Origin of the sequence: Mycobacterium sp. ITM-2016-00318 (assembly GCF_002968285.2) — a bacterium.
In the GTDB taxonomy this organism is placed as follows: domain Bacteria; phylum Actinomycetota; class Actinomycetes; order Mycobacteriales; family Mycobacteriaceae; genus Mycobacterium.
This window is the reverse complement of sequence record NZ_CP134400.1, coordinates 2,996,165-3,012,047: the sequence shown is the minus strand read 5'-3', so window position 1 is coordinate 3,012,047 and position 15,883 is coordinate 2,996,165. Positions and strand designations below refer to the sequence as shown.

The following is a 15,883-nucleotide window of genomic DNA, read 5'->3' as shown; positions in this document are numbered from 1 at the left end:
TCAGCCGGCGGAGTTCACCCCGAGCAGACCGCGCACCATCCGTTCGGCCATCAACTCATCGTGCGGGGCTCCTGCCAGGTGGATCGCCATGCCCTCGACGGCGGAGGTGATCGCCGCACCGAGGGTTTTGGCCGGCGGCCCGGGTGGGATCGATCCGTCCCGTCTGCCGGCGGCGACCACTGCGCCGAACCGCTTCGCTAGATCGCGGCCGATGTCGGCGACCTTGGTGCCCACCGGATGTTCTCGGCCGTCGAACTCCACCCGCAGGGCCATCATCACCCGTGCGACGTCACGTCGGCAGAACACCATGTGCCCGCGCGCGAGTGCCACCAGGATGTCGACCGGCGCCCGGCGGGCCTGCGCGGGTATCCACACTTCTCGCTCCCAGGTCTCGGCGACCCAGGTGACGACAGCGACCGCGAGTCCCTCCTTGCCGGCGAACTGGTGGTAGAGCGCGCCGCGCGTGTAACCGGCTTCGGCAGCGACCTTTTCGAGGATCACATTGCCGTATCCGTATCGCGAGAAGGCCTGTGCACCTGCTTCGAGCAGGGCGGCGCGGGTGCGCGCGCGACGCTCGGCCTGCGTTCGCGGCCTTCGGGCAGATCCCGACTTAGATACGTGCATATATGTATGTTAACGTAGGGCCGAGGAGGGTGGAGATGAAACTTCCGAGCGGCGCACACTTTTCACAGTCATGGCGTATTCACGAACTCACCCGCGATTTCCGGCTCGAGGACGTGTGGGCGCTGCCCACCCCCGGCGGTCCTGACGACTTCCCGCGGCTGATTCGGATGGTCACCTCCTTCGACGACGCGCCGCGACGGTTGTCGGCGACCGGGTTGCTTTTCGGGATCCGGAAGATCCTCGGGAACCTGTTGGGTTGGGATGAAGACGGAGACGACCCGATGCGGCCGAGCCTTCGGGAGCGGCTGCCCGAAGACCTGCGCGACTCCCCGTCGGCGGTGACACCTGCGATGGGCTCCACTCCCCTGTATCAGCTCGACGACGAGTGGGCGGCCGAGCTGATCAACCGGACTGTGCACGGCGTCATCCATCTGGGCTGGGTGCCGAGCGAAAACGGCGGCTACCGCGGCCAGATGGCGATCCTGGTGAAGCCGAACGGCCCGCTCGGCCGCGGTTACATGGCGGCGATCATGCCGTTCCGATACCTGATCGTCTACCCGCAAATGCTCAAACGGATTGGCCGGAAATGGCTTTCACAGCACGCCGATGAACCTAGCGGTGGCAGGTTCCGATTACTCGGACACCTTCGAGGTCCCGTTGACACCCGGAGACGACCGTTCGGCGAAGGAGCTCTTTCTGGCGGGCGTCGAGTCGACACCCGCCTGGGTCGGGATCGTGGTGCTCATCGCGCACCGGTGCGTGCTGCGGCTTCGACTGTCCCCGATCGGCACGCCTGACCATCTGATGGGCTGGAAGATCGTGGACGCCGACCATGACAGCATCAGGCTCGGCGCGGAGGGCCCACTCATCGAGGGCGTCCTGGTGGCGCGGCGGACCCGGTCGGCAGCGGCTCTGGAAACGTCGGTCACCTACCGGCGACCGCTCGTTGCCCGGCTTGTCTGGGCGGCCGTCGGGCCGGTCCATCGCAGGGTCGGCCCCTACCTGTTGCGGCGGGCTACGGCTTCCCGCGTCTGATCGTCGTCCCGTCGGCGTCGACCGGTGCTGCTTGACCACGCGTCGGTAAGCTGATACAAACGGTAAGTGCTCACTTACGGAACGGTTCTGGACTCGCTTGCCGACCCGACTCGGCGAGACGTCCTCGACCTGGTGCGCCGCAAGCCGTCGTCGGTGCAGGAGATCGCGGACCAACTGCCGATCAGTCGGCCTGCGGTTTCGCAGCACCTGAAGATCCTCAAGGACGCCGGAGTTGTGACATCCCACCCCGTCGGAACGCGTCGCGTGTACACGGTGACCACCGATGGCTTCGAGGTGCTCAGGCAGTGGCTCGATGTCATGTGGCGCGACGCGCTTTCTGCTTTCGCCGCATTCGCCGACAACCAGCCCAACGAATCAGGAGCAAATCAATGACCACGATCACCGATGTCCGCCGCGAGGTCACCGTAGCCGGAACGCCGCAGCGGGCGTTCGACCTCTTCACCAAACGGATGGGCGAATGGTGGCCCGCCGAGCACCATCTTGCGACGTCCCCCGTTGTGGCGATAACCGTCGAACCGCAGATCGGCGGGCGGTTGTACGACACCAGCGAGGACGGCAGCCAATCGGTGTGGGGCCAGGTCACCGAATGGGACCCGCCCGCCGGGTTCACCTTCGCGTGGATGATCAACGGGACCTGGCAGCTGGAGAGCGATGTCGAGAAGGCCTCACGTGTGACGGTGACGTTCGCCGCCGAGGATGACCGTACCCGAGTCACCGTGGTACACAAGGACTTCTGGCGGATGAGCGAAGGCGGTCAAGGCATGGCCGATGCGGTGGGCGCCGCCGATGGCTGGGGTGCGGGTCTGACGAAGTTCGCGGAGTTCGCCGGGTTGTGATCTTCGGTTCCGGTATCGCCGGAATCGGGCCTGAGCGGGCGGTACTGTCACGCCCATGGGCGATCAGCACGACCACGTGCCGCAGCGGGACTTGCCGCCGGGGATGGCCGAGCAACTCGACCTGTCCTACTCGGGCCTCGCGTCGTTCGGCCACCGGCCGTTTCTGACCGAGACCGAACAGCTGGACTCTTGGCGACCCGACGTCGCGATCGTCGGTGCACCGTTCGACATCGCCACGACGAACCGGCCCGGCGCCAGATTCGGCCCTCGTGCCATCCGCGCGACCGCCTACGAGCCGGGTACCTACCACCTCGATTACGGGCTGGAGATCTTCGACTGGCTGGAGGTCGTGGATTTCGGCGACGCGTTCTGCCCCCACGGCCAGACGGAGGTGTCGCACAACAACATCCGCGAGCGCGTCCACGCCGTGGCGTCGCGCGGGATCGTGCCGGTCATTCTCGGCGGTGACCACTCGATCACCTGGCCCGCGGCGACCGCCGTCGCCGACGTACACGGTTATGGCAACGTCGGCATCGTGCACTTCGACGCACATGCCGACACCGCCGACATCATCGATGGGAACCTCGCCAGCCACGGCACCCCGATGCGCCGGCTGATCGAGTCGGGTGCGGTACCCGGTACCCACTTCGTTCAAGTCGGTTTGCGCGGCTACTGGCCTCCGCAGGACACCTTCGAGTGGATGCTCGAACAAGGCATGACGTGGCACACCATGCAGGAGATTTGGGAGCGCGGCTTCAAGGAGGTGCTTCGCGACGCGGTCGCCGAGGCGCTGGCCAAGGCGGACAAGCTCTATGTCTCTGTCGACGTCGACGTCATGGATCCCGCGCACGCCCCGGGAACCGGGACACCGGAACCAGGCGGCATCACCAGCGCCGACCTCCTCCGCATGGTGCGCCAGCTCTGCTACGACCACGATGTCGTCGGCGTCGACGTCGTCGAGGTGGCCCCCGCCTACGACCACGCCGAACTCACCGTGAACGCCGCGCACCGCGTGGTCTTCGAGGCGCTCGCCGGGATGGCCGCCCGTCGCCGCGACTCGGCGGCCAACCCGACTCCGCCCGGTCCTCCTGCGTATGGACCTGCTTGACCGGTTGCGCCTGGACGTTCCCGTCGCCCAGGCCGGGATGGGCGGCGGTCTCGTAGGCCCCGAGCTCGCCGCCGCGGTCGCCGACGCGGGCGGCCTTGGCACGCTCGGCCTCGCCCCTGTCTCCGAGCTGCGAGAGTCGATAAGCCATGTGCGCGAAGTCGCGCCGGACCGGGCGGTCGCCGTCAACCTGCTCACTCCGTTTCTGCGGCGCAGCCATGTGTCGGCGTGTGTAGGCGAACGCATCGATGTGGCCGTGGTGGCGTTCGGCGGTGCCGGGAACTGGTCGACGAGCTGAGGGCGGCAGGGATTTCGTCTTCGTGATGGTGGGCACGCACGAGCAGGCCCTACGCGCGATCGGTTGGAACGCCGACGGACTCATCGCGCAGGGCGGGAGGCGGGCGGTCATCTCAGCGGGACGACCGAGGCGCTGCAGTTCCTACCGCGCGCCATCGCAGTCGCCGACGGCAGGCCGGTGTTGCTCGCGGGCGGTGTCGCCAGCGGCGCCGACACCCGAGCGGCGTTGGCCGCCGGAGCGAGCGGCGTCGTCGCGGGGACCCGTTTCCTGCTCACTACCGAGTCGCGGGCACACCCCGAGTACCAACGCCGGGTTCTGACCGCCGACAGGACGTTTTCGACGACGTTGTTCGGGCTCGGGTGGCCCGCGCCGCACCGGGTGATCCCCAATGCCGCAACAGAGCGGTGGTGTCATCCGGACGGGACGGCCAAGGCGGTCACACGGGCGATCACGCGGGGCAGCGCGATCCTGGCAAAGCTGCCTGCGACGACTGCGGCCGTAAACTGCAGAATCCGAGGCTGCCGGTGTTCTCACCGATCGCGCCGACTGCGGGCATGCCTGCGTCCACGGTCGACCGCGCGGCCTGCTACGCCGGCGAGAGTGCGCTCCGGATGACGTCGGTCACATCGGCCCGGCAAGCTGTCGCGGACCTCTCGCGGGGGGACAATGAGAATATGGCCGGAGTCCTCTTCTTCGACGGCGCGTGCGGGATGTGCACGCGGTCAAGGGACTTCCTGCTCACGTTGAACCGCACGGGCGATCTGCGGACCGAACCGCTGCAAGGCGCAGGCACCGCGGAACGACTCGGCATCGCGCCGGAGCGCCTGATGGACAGTGTGCGATGGCTGGATTCCTCAGGCCGGGTGTACGCGGGCGCGGAGGCCGTCAACGCTGCCGTCTCGGCGGCACTGGGCACCCGGCTTCCGCTACTGGTCTACCGAATTCCCGGGATGAGGCCGGCGCAGGAAGCGATCTACCGGTGGGTCGCCGAGCATCGTTACCGCTTTCCCGGCAAGACGCCCTACTGCGAATCGCATCCGGTCGCCTGCTGACGGAGTCGGTATGACTGGACCGACCGTCCGGCGCGCCGTGGCAGATGACCTCGACGCGTCGCCGACATCTATGCCCACCATGTGCGAACCGGCGTGGCGACGTTCGAAATCGAACCTCCCGATGCGCGGGAATGGCGACGACGGTTCGATACGGTGCTCGACAGCGGGCTGCCTTTCCTCGCCGCCGAACGCAACGGCGACATCGCGGGCTACGCCTATTGCGCGCAATGGAGTCGCGGCCCGCCGCTGGCTGGACACGGTGTTGTTGCAGCGGACCCTCAACCGAGGCGGTCGGTGATGTCGGTGAAGGCCGGGTTGTCATTACGGTGATCGGACGTCACACGGCATTCCCCGTAGATACGCACGGTCGCGAACGCCGGATCGTCCGGGTTCTCGTGGAAGGTCGTCGTCACGCCGTCCTTCGTCAACTTCATGCCGAAGTGTTCACCCATCGCGGGCGCCTCCTGCCAGCCGCTGGCCAGCATCGCCTCGGCGACCTCGCGGATTCGCTTGGCCGAATTCGTCTTGGGCAGCGCGAAATTGAGGTACACGGCCGCTTGGTAGGGCGGATCGTGCAGGCTCGTACACGACATGAAGATGTAGCTGCCGCTCACTCCTTTGAGCGTCGCGCTGTCGACGATCTGCCGTGCCGAGTCGACCACCTGACCCGCCGCCTGTTCGTCGGTCATCGGCGTGGCACCAGTCAGCGTCCCCGTAGGGTCGCCGTCCGGACCGGTCAACAGCAGGAAACCGGTGCCCAACGCCAACGACATGACGAACGTGGCGAGCATCAGCGCTCTCGCCGGAGAGGACCGAAGCCAACCAGGGTCCCCACCGCTCATACGAGTCAAAGTACGCCGTGGGTTGAATCCGGTGTGCGCGGTCAGGTTATGCTGTCGTTCTCATCGGCGCGGCGGTGATGGCGATCGGCGGCGTCGTCGAGATGATGTGGGGTGTGAAGGCCGAGGGCCGACGACTCGAAACACTATGCCGCAGCGCTCAATCCGCGCAACACCGATGATCTGGGTAAGCGCGCACCGCTGATGAGGTTGTTGCCGCTGCGGTTGTGGCGGAGGTTTCGGCAGCCACCCTGAGGTGTGCGGCCAGAACCGTCGTCAGCTCTTGACCAGCGTGAACTGACAGACGTCGGTGTAGCCATCGCGGAAAAGGTCGGCACAACCGGTCAGGTAGCGCATGTACCGGTCGTACACCTCCTGCGACTGAATCGCGATCGCCTCGTCCTTGTGGGCTTCCAGGGCCGCCGACCAGTTATCTAAAGTGCGGGCGTAGTGCAGCCGGAGCGGCTGGACCAGTTGGACGTCGAAACCGGCCTTGACGGCGCGCTCCTTCACCAGGTCGACCGACGGCAACCGGCCGCCGGGGAAGATTTCGTCCATGATGAACTTGAAGAACTTGAGATGGCGCATCGTGATCGGCAGTCCGCGCTCTTCGACCTCTTGCTTGCTGGCTTGCACGATCGTGTGCAGCATCATGACACCGTCGGCGGGAAGCGCGTTGTAGGCCATGGTGAAGAAGTCGTCGTAGCGGTCGAAGCCGAAATGCTCGAAGGCGCCGATCGACACGATCCGGTCCACCGGCTCTTCGAATTGCTCCCAACCCTGCAGCAACACCCGCCGTGAACGCGTGGTGTCCAGCTCGTCGAATTTCTTCTGAACATGTGCCTGCTGGTTGCGGCTCAGGGTCAACCCGATGGCATTCACGTCGTATTTTTCGATGGCACGGCGCAGGGTGGCACCCCAGCCGCAGCCGACGTCGAGCAGTGTCATGCCGGGCTGCAGTCCGAGCTTGCCGAGGGACAGATCGATCTTGGCGATCTGGGCTTCCTCGAGCGTCATGTCGTCGCGCTGGAAGTAGGCGCAGCTGTAAGTCTGCGTCGGGTCGAGGAAGAGCCGGAAGAAGTCGTCGGACAGGTCGTAGTGCGCCTGGACGTCCTCGAAGTGCGGCTCCAGGTTCGGGGTGCCTGCCGGTGTCTTTGACAAGGTAGGGCCTTTCGGCGTTTCGACGATTTTTTCCAGGCATGGTCGGCGCGGTGGTCTCGGCCGATGCTGGTTCGTAGAGGATAACGGGTGCAGCCGGCATATCCCGAAACGGGCAATTGTTGACAAGGTCAAGTAAATAGTTGACTCTGTCAACTATGCCGAGGGCGGTCGTGACGCAGATTCGAGAATTCAACCGCTTCTACACCCGCATCATTGGGCTGCTTCGGCCCAAGTTGGCCGGCTCCGCCTTCGGATTGACCGAGGCTCGGGTGTTGTTCGAGCTGGCGCACAGCGACCAGCAGGCCGTGACGGATCTGCGGCGCGACCTGGACCTGGATGCCGGGTATCTGAGCCGCATCCTGTCCAGGTTCATCGCCGACGGCCTCGTCCAACGCGAACCGTCGGCGACCGATGGGCGCCGTCACGTCGTTCGTCTGACGCCTGCGGGGCATGCCGCGTTCGTCGAGGCCGACTCGCTGCAGGCGGAAGCGATCGACCGCCTGGTCGCCAGGCTGGACGAGGACCAACGCTGTCAGCTCGGGTCGGCGATGGGCCGGATCCGCCGTGTGCTCGACGACGATCGAGACGGCGTCGGCGGCCTCGTTCTGCGGCCGCCCGCGCCGGGTGACCTCGGCTGGGTGGTTGCGCGGCACGGCGCCAGATATGCCGCCGAGCACGGTTGGGGTGCGGGATTCGAGGGGCTCGTCGCGCGCGTCGTCGCCGATTTCGTCGACCGCGGTGACAACGCGCGCGAAGGGGCGTGGATCGCCGAACTCGGCGGCGACCGCGTCGGCTCCATCTTCTGCACTGCGGCCGACGACGCCAACACCGCGCAGCTACGGCTGCTGCTCGTCGAGCCGCAGGCGCGCGGTGCGGGCGTCGGCACCCGCCTGGTCGATCAGTGCCTGGATTTCGCCCGGCGGTCCGGTTACACCCGAATCATGTTGTGGACCACCGACCTTCAAACGCAGGCCTGCAGGATTTACCAACGTGCGGGCTTCTCGCTCGACCGTTCTGAGCCGGAGACCAAATTCGGTCACGACATCGTCGGCGAGTACTGGTCGCGCGACCTCTGATCAGGCGACCGGCGCGGCGCCGAGAACGCGCTGAATATCGGTCTTCATGGCCTGCAGCTCCCCGCCCCAGTAACCCCAGCTGTGAGTTCCGCCTGACGGGAAGTTGAATACCCCGTTGCTCCCGCCCGCGCGAAGGTAGCGGGCTTGGAACTGCTTGTTGGTGTTGATCGTGAGGCCCTCAAGGAACTGCGCGGGAATCTGGGCATTTCCCAGCCCGGCGTCGAGGTCGGTCGGATTGCCGTTACCGCTGTAGACCCAGATTCGGGTGCCATTCGACACCAGCCGCGAGATCTGCAGCATCGGGTCGTTACGCTGCCACGCGCCACCGCCGTAGGGACCCCACATGTCGAGCGCGTTGAACCCGCCCGCATCGGCCATGGCTATCCCGATCAGCACCGGCCACAGTCGATCCGAGGTATTCAAAAAGCCCGAAAGCGATCCCGCATAGACGAACTGGCCCGGGTGGTAGGCCGCAAGCACCAGCGCCGCTCCCCCGGACATCGACACGCCCACCACGGCGTTGCCGGACGGGCTGACGCCCTTGTTGGCCGCGAGCCAGCCCGGCAACTCGGACGTCAGAAAGGTCTCCCACTTGTAGGTCTGCGTGGTGCCGTTGCCGACGGCGGGTCGGTACCAGTCGGTGTAGAAGCTGGACATGCCACCCACCGGCATCACCACCGCGACTCCGGAACCGTCGAACCAGCTGAACGCGCCGGTTTCGATGTCCCAGCCGCTCCGGTCGTCCCGCGCGCGCAGACCGTCGAGCAGATAGACGGCGTGGGGTCCGCCACCCTGGAACTGGACCTGGATGTCGCGGCCCATCGCCGCCGAAGGCACACTCAGTGTCTCGGGTGCCGCGGTCGCAGAGGGTGTCCCACCGAGGACGCTGATCAAGCCGGCCAGCAGAGTGGCCGCGAACGCGGCGGAAAATAAGCGGCGGAGGATTTCCATGGCGATTACTTCCCGTCGTGCGTAAATCCCCGACAAATTGGATATCGCCTACCGCGAACGCGCAGTTACATCCCTATCCATGAAGGGAGACAATCAGTTCATGACTCAACCCGACGACATTCCGGTCGACGTCGACGATGAGGAAGCCGGCCTCGACCCCTCAGAGGTCAGCGCGGCGCGCAAGTCGGATGCGAACGAGGCGGATCTGATCGAGCAGGCGACGGTCGTCCCCATCAAGGACGACGACTTCGATCGCTGAGCGCTCGACGGTCAGACTCGACGGTCCCGCTTCGGATGCCTGTCGTCGACGCCCTGCAGCAGACCGCCGTAGCCGTTCTCCCGAAGGCTCAATCGCAGCGGTCGCCCAGGCTCGTGGGATGTCAGCCACGTCTCGAGGGCGGCCCTGGTCTTCCTGACGCAGGCGTGGGACATGCCGAGTTCCCGCAGCAGCGTGCTCACGGTTTCGGGCTGTGAAAACGAGACGGTCATGGCTGTCTCCGGTCCTCTGACGTGGGCGCCCCGGTGGCGTAAATGTCTGACGCCGCTGTCAATTGAGTGTAGAGCGCGGTTGCCGGCACGGGGCGCGGATTCGAGGAACCGGTCGTTGCGTCGTCTCGGCCATTGCCGGCGTTAGCTCAGCTTGCGTTGCCCCGTGACGTCGTACTCGGACACCGACGCCGCGATGATCATCGCCGACTGGTCCCGGCCTGGACCGCTTCCCCGAAATGCTTCGACCGACACCGCAGAGTCCCATCGCTCGAAAACGTTGATTCTGGCCGGATCGAGCAGGTCGGCCGAGATCGCGAAGTCCCGACAGCCGGGTGCCGACCTGGCGAGCTGGACGACCTCTGCACAGCCGGCCAGGTAGTCATCCCGCACCTCCCGGCCGACAATGAGATGTCCCGCCACGATCACCATGTCGCTCTCCTCCACCTACTCGACGATCACGTGGAAGTCAGACCATGCGCGGTCGGGAAAGTCATCGAGGACGAACTGAAAGGAAGCGATGAAGCTGCAAGACGCCCTGGACTCGATCGTGCCCGACCCTTCGGCCGCCCGGGTCTACGGCCAGCCGTACGAGACGGCAGACGGTGTGACTGTGCTGCCGGTGGCGCGGGTGCGTGGCCGGACGCGGCCGGGCGTGCAGGACACCGATCTGCGGCTGGCCGCAAGACCGGTCGGCGTTTTCGTCATCAAGGACGGCGAAGCGACCTGGGTGCCCGCGCTCGATTCGACCCGGATCGCTTTGGTGGGAGCGCTGAAGGGTCTGATCGCGGCGACCTTCGGCACGCTGGCTATGGTTCGCCGACCGCCGTGGCCCGACTTGCACGGGACCGTTTCGATAACCAAGCCCAGGTGAACGCGGGAATCGTCAGCGCGACAAGTAACACCACCCACGGCCATGCGCCGTGCTGGTGGACCCAGCCCGCGATGGCGCCCTGGAGCCGCCCGGCCGCCGCGATCACCGGGTCGGCCGGGCTGCCGCCTGCGGTGAACAGCCTGACCTCGTAATAGCCGTAATATGCGACATACAGGCCGACCACCGTCAGCACGGCACCGCCGATTCGGTTGGCGAAGGGCAGGATTCGGCGCAGCCGGTCGACCAGAGCCGAACCCGCCAGCGCCACCGCGACGGCAAGCGCGCCGACGATGAGGGCGAAGCCTGCGGCGTAGGCGACGTAAACCGCTAGGCGCTCGGCGGCGGATCTGCCGCCGATGCCCGCGCCCGTCACCGCGAGAAACGGAGCCACAGTGCAGGACAGCGAGGCGATCGCGTACCCGACGCCGTAGCCGAACATCGAGCCGAGCCCGCGCGTAGGGGCTCGCGAAGTGCTGCGCGCCAGCCGATTCGGTTGGGCCAGAGTGAGTTCGCGTCCGGCTAGCAACCACAGTCCAGCCACCACGAGCGCGGCGCCGATGACGATCGTCACATAGGGCATGTACCGCTGGACCGTCGAGGCCAGGGAGACGGTCAGGACCCCGAAGGCGCCGAAGACGACGAGGAAGCCCAGCGTCATGGCCGCCGTCGCAGCCACGGCGCGACCGACTGCGGCAGGTGGACTCTTGGCCTCGTCGTTGTTGCCGCGCACCACCAACGCGAGGTAGGCGGGCAGCATGGCGAAGCCGCACGGGTTGAGCGCAGCCACCAGTCCGGCGGCGAACGCCAGCCCGACCAGGTCCTGCTGCACGCTCGTGGCGGCTAGCCGCGCAGCGCCGCGACCCGGTCGGCCAGTTCCTGCTGCGACATCGCCGAGGTCGGGTTGTTCACGAACGTCGATGTGCCGTCGGCCCGATAGAAGACGTATGCCGGCTGCCACGGCACGTTGTAGCGCGCCCAGATGGCGCCGTCGGCGTCATTGAGGTTGGTGAAGTTCAGGTTGTACTTCGACACGAATCCCTGCATCGCGGCGACGTCCGAACGCGCGGCGACCCCGACGAACGTCACCCCGGGGTTCGCAGCCGCAACGTTGCTCACCGACGGCCCCTCGGCGTTGCAGAACGGGCACCAGGGCGTCCAGAACCACAACACGGCCGGCTTTCCCGCGAGCGATGCACCGTTGAACGGTGCGCCGCTCAAGGTGGTGCCGGTGAACCCGATGCGATCGTCGGCGAGAGCAGCTGGCGGGCTGCTCAGCGACAGCGCAACGATCGCAGCGGCCAATGCGACGGTCAGTGACCTCGACATACGGAGTAAACGACGGAACATGAGGCTCCTCCCTGAGACCGACTACGCCGGACGCACGAATTGGGTGACACTGGTTACACGCGCTGGGTCGTTCCCTGGTTCATTGCAGCGCAAACCGAACGGGGGGTGCGTTGACCGGCCGAAATCGAATGATCAAGGCATTCGGCCTCACCGGTGCGGACGCCTGGCGGCGCCACGCCAATCCGTGGAGCGTCTACACCCGCATTCCGATCCCTCTGCTGCTGACCGCCGCGATATGGTCGCACACCTGGATCGGTTGGTGGTCGCTTCTGCCGGTGGCCGCCGTCGCGGTGTGGACGATGCTCAACCCGCGGGTGTTCCCCCCGCCGCAGGCGGTCACCAGCTGGGCGTCGAGGTCGGTACTCGGCGAGGAGTACTGGACGGCTCGCAAGGAGGCGCCGATCCCCGAGCGGCACACTGTCGCACCGTTGGTGTTGAGCGCGATGAGTGCTGCGGGCGTGCCGTTCTGGGTATGGGGCCTGATCCTGCTCGACCCGTGGATCACCGCGTTCGGCGTCGCGGTGCAGATGCTCGGCAAACTCTGGTTCCTCGATCGGATGGCGCTGCTGTACGACGAGGTCGTGACGTCTTAACGCCTCAGTTCGGCCCGCATCTGCATGAAGCGGAAGAGGCCGGGCCCACCGACGACATCCTGGTACGCATCGACGAGTCCGTCGACGAACCGTTCACGGTCGGCAGGGGGCAACCGGTCGGTCCACGCCGTTGTTCCGACCGCACACCACTGCCGAAAGGCACTGCGGGAGCCGTAATCCCATTCGCGATCGCTCACCGTGAGGTTTTCCAGCGTCAAGCCCGCTGACGACGCCAACGCACCGTAGTCGGCCGGATCGACGTGGACGAACGGCGCGGCGAATCCCTTGAAACGCTCTGCCCAGCGCGGATCGCGACAGGCTTCCATGGCCACCGTCTCCAGGCTCTTGCGCTCCCCGGCGCAGACGACCTGGATCAGCGCGCGCCCACGCGGTCTCAGGACGGCCGCGATCTGACTCAGCGCCTGCCGCTGCTCGGGCACCCAGTGCAGCGCATTGAACGACACCACGAGGTCGAAGCACTCGCCGAACGGCAGCAGCCGCGCGTCGGCCAGCACGAACCACGGACCAGAGGCCGTCGGCGCCGCCGCGGCGTGTGCGGTGGCGATCATGCGCCGCGAAGGGTCCGCGCCCGCGACGTATCCGCGAGGCACCATCCGCGCGATCGCCCGGGTCAGGTAGCCGTCCCCGCATCCGAGGTCGAGCACCCGGTCGGATGCGCCGAGGTCGAGGCCGACCTTGGCCTCCTCGATCATCGCGCGTTGAAGGCTGCTGATCTTCGCGTAGTCCTCGCCGCTCCAGTCGGCCACCCGCACAGTTAACGTGAAGGCACCACTCAAGGAGGTCGTTATGCAGGCATCGGTGACTGTTCCGATGGCGGCGCCGGCGGACGAGATGTGAAACATCGTCGCCGACGTCCGCAACACCGGGAAGTTCTCGCCGGAGGTGATGGAGGCCGAATGGCTGGACGGCGTCACCGAACCCGCGCTGGGCGCACGGTTCCGCGGACACGTGAAGCGCAATGAGATCGGACCCGTCTACTGGACGGTCTGCCGAGTGACTGCCTGCGAACCGGGCCGGGAATTCGGCTTCGAGGTGCTCGTCGGCGACAGGCCGGTGAACAACTGGCATTACCGCTTCACCCCGACTGACGGCGGCACCGACGTCACCGAGTCCTTCAGGATGACCGACAGCGCGTTCACCAAGCTCTTCGCCGTCCTCGGCGGTCAGCTGCGCACGCGCCGGAACAAGCGGGACATGCGCAAGACGTTGGAACGGATCAAGGCTGTCGTCGAGGCGAAGTGAGAACTGCCGCCCTGCACGTGGCAGGGCGGCAGTCTTCACAGCACGGTGTGCCTAGCCGACTCCGATCCCGATGATCGGGATCCACAGGCCGAACAACCAGATGCCCCACTCGCGGAAGCCGTCGTCCCATACGGGAGTGACGTCGTAGCCCCAGTAATTGAACGGCCGCGGCGGGCCGCCTGCCCACCGGTATGCCGGCGGCGGGCCCCACCCCCACGGCGGCGGACCTTGGCGGTCGTCCCACCAGTCGTGGCGGTTGTTGGCCCACCAGGGACCCTTGTCCCAATGGTCGGGACCGCCGGGACCGCGGTTGAAGTCGCCGCGGTCGAAGTCGTTCCACTCGTCGTGGTTCTGCTGGTTCTCACAGAACGGGAAGCACGGCCTGTCGATGTCGTGCCCTGGTTTGGCCGACGCCACACCCGTGCCCAGCCCCGCGGCTCCAAAGCCGAGCGCGGCGACGACCATCGCGTTGACCACTGTTCTCGCGAGTTTCATCCTCAACTCCTAGTCGGGGTGACGCGGACGTCGGAAAGTTCCCTCTATCCGACGCCTGGTGCGCCACTGTTCATTCCCGTGGCCTGCCTGACGTGGCGTAGGCGGCAAGCCATGACCCCTGCGGGTTATCGAGCGGCCCTAACTGTCCGTTACCTCGACGCGGTCACACCGCACGAAGTCGGCGGATGCGGTCATCGAGCGTGCGCGACGCCACGTCCGTTCCGTAGGCCAGGGCCTCGAATGCATGCGGACAGCCGGGGTGAAGATGGAATTCGGTGGGGACCCCGGCGTCCGACAGCCTGCGCGCATAGTCGAGGTCCTCGTCACGGAAGAGGTCCAGGTCTCCCACATCGATGTAGCTGGGAGGAAGTCCGGCGAGCGCGGCCGCGCGTGCAGGAGCCGCGTACGGTGAAACGCCGTCGTGGCCGGCCGACTGCCCGAGCAGCGCACCCCAGCCGGTGAGATTGTCGTCGTAAGTCCAAGTCAGGAGGGGCTCGATGGCCGGATCGGGGGCGGCGGTGCGGTCGTCGAGCATCGGGTAGATCAAGAGTTGCGCGGCGAGAGCCGGTCCCCCGCGGTCGCGCGCCATCAAGCACACGCCCGCTGCAAGCCCCCCGCCCGCGCTGTCGCCCATCACCGCGAGCCGGTTCGGGTCGAAGCCGAGGACATCGGCCTGCCGGGACAGCCATTCGAGCGCGGCGTAGCAGTCCTCGACCGGGGTGGGGTGCGGATGCTCGGGTGCGACGCGGTAGTCGACGACGAGCATCGGCACCGCCGACGCCGCGACATACCGCCGCGCCGCGAGGTCGTACATCTTCCCCATCTCGGCGAGGCTGAAAATCATGCCGCCACCGTGCAGGTAGAGCACCGCACTGCCCGGCTGCTCCGCCGCCGAACTGCGGTACCAGGTCGCCTCGAGCTCAGCGCCACCACTGCCGGGCACCGTGAGCGGCTTGGTGTCGACGCCGTCGATCGGCGCCGTGGTGGCGGCGATGTGGTCCATCATCCGGTGGCCGCTGACTCGCCGTGCCTCGACGTCACCGACCGGCGCTTCCTCGTTCTCTCCCAGGGCGTCCGAAAGCGCCCTCATCTTCGCTTTCACCGCAGGATCAAGGCGGAGGGTCATGGGCCGACAGTATCGTGGCGGTACGGACCATCCGCCGTCGACGAGACGTCGACCGACCGGCCGGTCGCCCCTTCGCGGGCGCGACCAGCGCACCTTGGCCCTGTTCTGATTCCGGCCCGGCACCGGCCCGCTTTTGGTAGAACGAGGTCGGCGTTTCAGCGGCGAGCCAAGGAGTGAGCGCGATGGGGTCTTCACAGGGTCGATGGTCACGCGCAGAGCTCGAGGAGGCGTTCCACAACTACGAGCGGGCCGTCGCCGAGATCGGCAAGAGCTGGGACTGGGCCAGCTATGCAGACCATTTCACCGAGGACGCCGAGTACGTCGAGCACGGCATGGGTAACAGGACCGGCCGGGAAGAGATTCGCGAATGGATCAGCTCGACCATGAACATGTTCCCCGGCAGCGAGATGCCGACCTTCCCCTGCGAGTGGTATGCGATCGACGAGGAGAAGGGTTGGGTCATCGCCAGAATCCCCAACCGGATGAAGGATCCCGGCGACGGCAGCGTCCACGAGTCGCCGGTGATCACGGTGCTCAAGTACGCAGGAGACGGTAAGTGGAGCTATGAGGAAGACGCGTACAACCCGATGAACTTCCTGGTGATGGTGCAGGAGTACGTCACTCGCAGTCATCAACTCGGCACGCTGTCCGACGACGGCCGCACCTTCGCCAAGAACATGGGCTGGGCGCTGGACTGATCC

23 protein-coding genes and 1 pseudogene are annotated in these 15,883 nt (G+C 66.5%); 13 read left to right on the top strand and 11 right to left on the bottom strand.

Annotated elements, in window-relative coordinates:
- Entirely contained in the window at nucleotides 1–624 is a 624-nt protein-coding gene (locus C6A82_RS14800; protein WP_105348872.1) for a TetR/AcrR family transcriptional regulator, read from the bottom strand.
- Between the two features lie 35 nt (nucleotides 625–659).
- Here C6A82_RS14800 and C6A82_RS14795 point away from each other — a divergent pair, with 35 nt between their 5' ends.
- The 7 genes and pseudogenes from C6A82_RS14795 (at nucleotide 660) to C6A82_RS14765 (ending at nucleotide 4,971) form a co-directional block, all read left to right on the top strand.
- A complete protein-coding gene (locus tag C6A82_RS14795; RefSeq protein WP_105348874.1) occupies nucleotides 660–1,421 on the top strand; it encodes a DUF2867 domain-containing protein in 762 nt (253 codons plus the stop codon).
- Between the two features lie 7 nt (nucleotides 1,422–1,428).
- Complete coding sequence (locus tag C6A82_RS14790; RefSeq protein ID WP_105348875.1) at nucleotides 1,429–1,659, top strand: hypothetical protein; 231 nt, start codon at nucleotides 1,429–1,431, stop codon at nucleotides 1,657–1,659.
- 66 nt (nucleotides 1,660–1,725) lie between these two features.
- Nucleotides 1,726–2,052: a helix-turn-helix transcriptional regulator gene (locus C6A82_RS14785; protein ID WP_105348877.1), complete on the top strand. Its 327-nt coding sequence runs from the start codon at nucleotides 1,726–1,728 to the stop codon at nucleotides 2,050–2,052.
- Nucleotides 2,049–2,516, top strand: a complete 468-nt coding sequence (locus tag C6A82_RS14780; protein ID WP_105348878.1) for an SRPBCC family protein — start codon at nucleotides 2,049–2,051, stop codon at nucleotides 2,514–2,516. Before C6A82_RS14785 ends, C6A82_RS14780 begins: the two co-directional genes overlap by 4 nt.
- Nucleotides 2,517–2,571: 55 nt before the next feature.
- Complete coding sequence (gene speB, locus C6A82_RS14775; protein WP_105348880.1) at nucleotides 2,572–3,624, top strand: agmatinase; 1,053 nt, start codon at nucleotides 2,572–2,574, stop codon at nucleotides 3,622–3,624.
- A pseudogene (locus tag C6A82_RS14770) lies at nucleotides 3,611–4,575 on the top strand (NAD(P)H-dependent flavin oxidoreductase); the annotation flags it as partial. The gene speB and the pseudogene C6A82_RS14770, both read left to right, overlap by 14 nt.
- Before the next feature lie 18 nt (nucleotides 4,576–4,593).
- On the top strand, nucleotides 4,594–4,971 hold the full coding sequence (locus tag C6A82_RS14765) for a thiol-disulfide oxidoreductase DCC family protein (RefSeq protein WP_105348928.1): 378 nt from the start codon (nucleotides 4,594–4,596) through the stop codon (nucleotides 4,969–4,971).
- Between the two features lie 278 nt (nucleotides 4,972–5,249).
- On the opposite strand, the gene C6A82_RS14760 is transcribed toward C6A82_RS14765, so the two are convergent.
- Both C6A82_RS14760 and C6A82_RS14755 read right to left on the bottom strand, forming a co-directional pair.
- Nucleotides 5,250–5,813 carry a hypothetical protein gene (locus tag C6A82_RS14760; RefSeq protein ID WP_105348881.1) on the bottom strand — a complete coding sequence of 188 codons (564 nt, stop codon included), beginning with the start codon at nucleotides 5,811–5,813 and terminating at the stop codon, nucleotides 5,250–5,252.
- 273 nt (nucleotides 5,814–6,086) lie between these two features.
- Nucleotides 6,087–6,971, bottom strand: a complete 885-nt coding sequence (locus C6A82_RS14755) for a cyclopropane mycolic acid synthase family methyltransferase (protein ID WP_105348883.1) — start codon at nucleotides 6,969–6,971, stop codon at nucleotides 6,087–6,089.
- A 155-nt stretch (nucleotides 6,972–7,126) separates the two neighbouring features.
- On the opposite strand from C6A82_RS14755, the gene C6A82_RS14750 reads away from it, so the two are divergent.
- A complete protein-coding gene (locus C6A82_RS14750; RefSeq protein ID WP_199193960.1) occupies nucleotides 7,127–8,047 on the top strand; it encodes a helix-turn-helix domain-containing GNAT family N-acetyltransferase in 921 nt (306 codons plus the stop codon).
- On the opposite strand, the gene C6A82_RS14745 is transcribed toward C6A82_RS14750, so the two are convergent.
- Nucleotides 8,048–8,998, bottom strand: a complete 951-nt coding sequence (locus tag C6A82_RS14745; protein WP_105348885.1) for an esterase family protein — start codon at nucleotides 8,996–8,998, stop codon at nucleotides 8,048–8,050. It lies immediately after the preceding gene.
- A gap of 100 nt (nucleotides 8,999–9,098) precedes the next feature.
- On the opposite strand from C6A82_RS14745, the gene C6A82_RS14740 reads away from it, so the two are divergent.
- Complete coding sequence (locus C6A82_RS14740) at nucleotides 9,099–9,257, top strand: hypothetical protein (protein WP_158261672.1); 159 nt, start codon at nucleotides 9,099–9,101, stop codon at nucleotides 9,255–9,257.
- Nucleotides 9,258–9,268: 11 nt separating this feature from the next.
- On the opposite strand, the gene C6A82_RS14735 is transcribed toward C6A82_RS14740, so the two are convergent.
- Nucleotides 9,269–9,487 (bottom strand): hypothetical protein, encoded by a 219-nt coding sequence (locus C6A82_RS14735; protein WP_105348888.1) that lies wholly within the window; start codon nucleotides 9,485–9,487, stop codon nucleotides 9,269–9,271.
- 141 nt (nucleotides 9,488–9,628) lie between these two features.
- Nucleotides 9,629–9,931 (bottom strand): putative quinol monooxygenase, encoded by a 303-nt coding sequence (locus tag C6A82_RS14730; RefSeq protein ID WP_396836078.1) that lies wholly within the window; start codon nucleotides 9,929–9,931, stop codon nucleotides 9,629–9,631.
- 73 nt (nucleotides 9,932–10,004) lie between these two features.
- Between C6A82_RS14730 and C6A82_RS14725 the strand changes: the two genes are divergently transcribed.
- Nucleotides 10,005–10,358: a hypothetical protein gene (locus C6A82_RS14725; protein WP_105348890.1), complete on the top strand. Its 354-nt coding sequence runs from the start codon at nucleotides 10,005–10,007 to the stop codon at nucleotides 10,356–10,358.
- Here C6A82_RS14725 and C6A82_RS14720 read toward each other — a convergent pair.
- On the bottom strand, nucleotides 10,294–11,187 hold the full coding sequence (locus tag C6A82_RS14720) for a cytochrome c biogenesis CcdA family protein (protein ID WP_105348892.1): 894 nt from the start codon (nucleotides 11,185–11,187) through the stop codon (nucleotides 10,294–10,296). The two genes, C6A82_RS14725 and C6A82_RS14720, sit on opposite strands and share 65 nt — an antisense overlap.
- A gap of 11 nt (nucleotides 11,188–11,198) precedes the next feature.
- Nucleotides 11,199–11,705: a protein disulfide oxidoreductase gene (locus C6A82_RS14715; protein WP_105348893.1), complete on the bottom strand. Its 507-nt coding sequence runs from the start codon at nucleotides 11,703–11,705 to the stop codon at nucleotides 11,199–11,201.
- Nucleotides 11,706–11,815: 110 nt separating this feature from the next.
- On the opposite strand from C6A82_RS14715, the gene C6A82_RS14710 reads away from it, so the two are divergent.
- A complete protein-coding gene (locus C6A82_RS14710; RefSeq protein WP_105348895.1) occupies nucleotides 11,816–12,298 on the top strand; it encodes a DUF6653 family protein in 483 nt (160 codons plus the stop codon).
- On the opposite strand, the gene C6A82_RS14705 is transcribed toward C6A82_RS14710, so the two are convergent.
- Nucleotides 12,295–13,065 carry a class I SAM-dependent methyltransferase gene (locus tag C6A82_RS14705; protein WP_105348934.1) on the bottom strand — a complete coding sequence of 257 codons (771 nt, stop codon included), beginning with the start codon at nucleotides 13,063–13,065 and terminating at the stop codon, nucleotides 12,295–12,297. The genes C6A82_RS14710 and C6A82_RS14705 overlap by 4 nt on opposite strands.
- A 94-nt stretch (nucleotides 13,066–13,159) precedes the next feature.
- Here C6A82_RS14705 and C6A82_RS14700 point away from each other — a divergent pair, with 94 nt between their 5' ends.
- Nucleotides 13,160–13,561 (top strand): SRPBCC family protein, encoded by a 402-nt coding sequence (locus C6A82_RS14700; RefSeq protein ID WP_233217165.1) that lies wholly within the window; start codon nucleotides 13,160–13,162, stop codon nucleotides 13,559–13,561.
- A gap of 51 nt (nucleotides 13,562–13,612) precedes the next feature.
- Here C6A82_RS14700 and C6A82_RS14695 read toward each other — a convergent pair whose 3' ends face one another.
- Nucleotides 13,613–14,056 (bottom strand): hypothetical protein, encoded by a 444-nt coding sequence (locus C6A82_RS14695; protein ID WP_105348896.1) that lies wholly within the window; start codon nucleotides 14,054–14,056, stop codon nucleotides 13,613–13,615.
- Nucleotides 14,057–14,219: 163 nt separating this feature from the next.
- Nucleotides 14,220–15,182, bottom strand: a complete 963-nt coding sequence (locus C6A82_RS14690; protein ID WP_105348898.1) for an alpha/beta hydrolase — start codon at nucleotides 15,180–15,182, stop codon at nucleotides 14,220–14,222.
- A gap of 182 nt (nucleotides 15,183–15,364) precedes the next feature.
- On the opposite strand from C6A82_RS14690, the gene C6A82_RS14685 reads away from it, so the two are divergent.
- Nucleotides 15,365–15,880, top strand: a complete 516-nt coding sequence (locus tag C6A82_RS14685; RefSeq protein ID WP_105348899.1) for a nuclear transport factor 2 family protein — start codon at nucleotides 15,365–15,367, stop codon at nucleotides 15,878–15,880.
- Nucleotides 15,881–15,883: the final 3 nt, after the last annotated feature.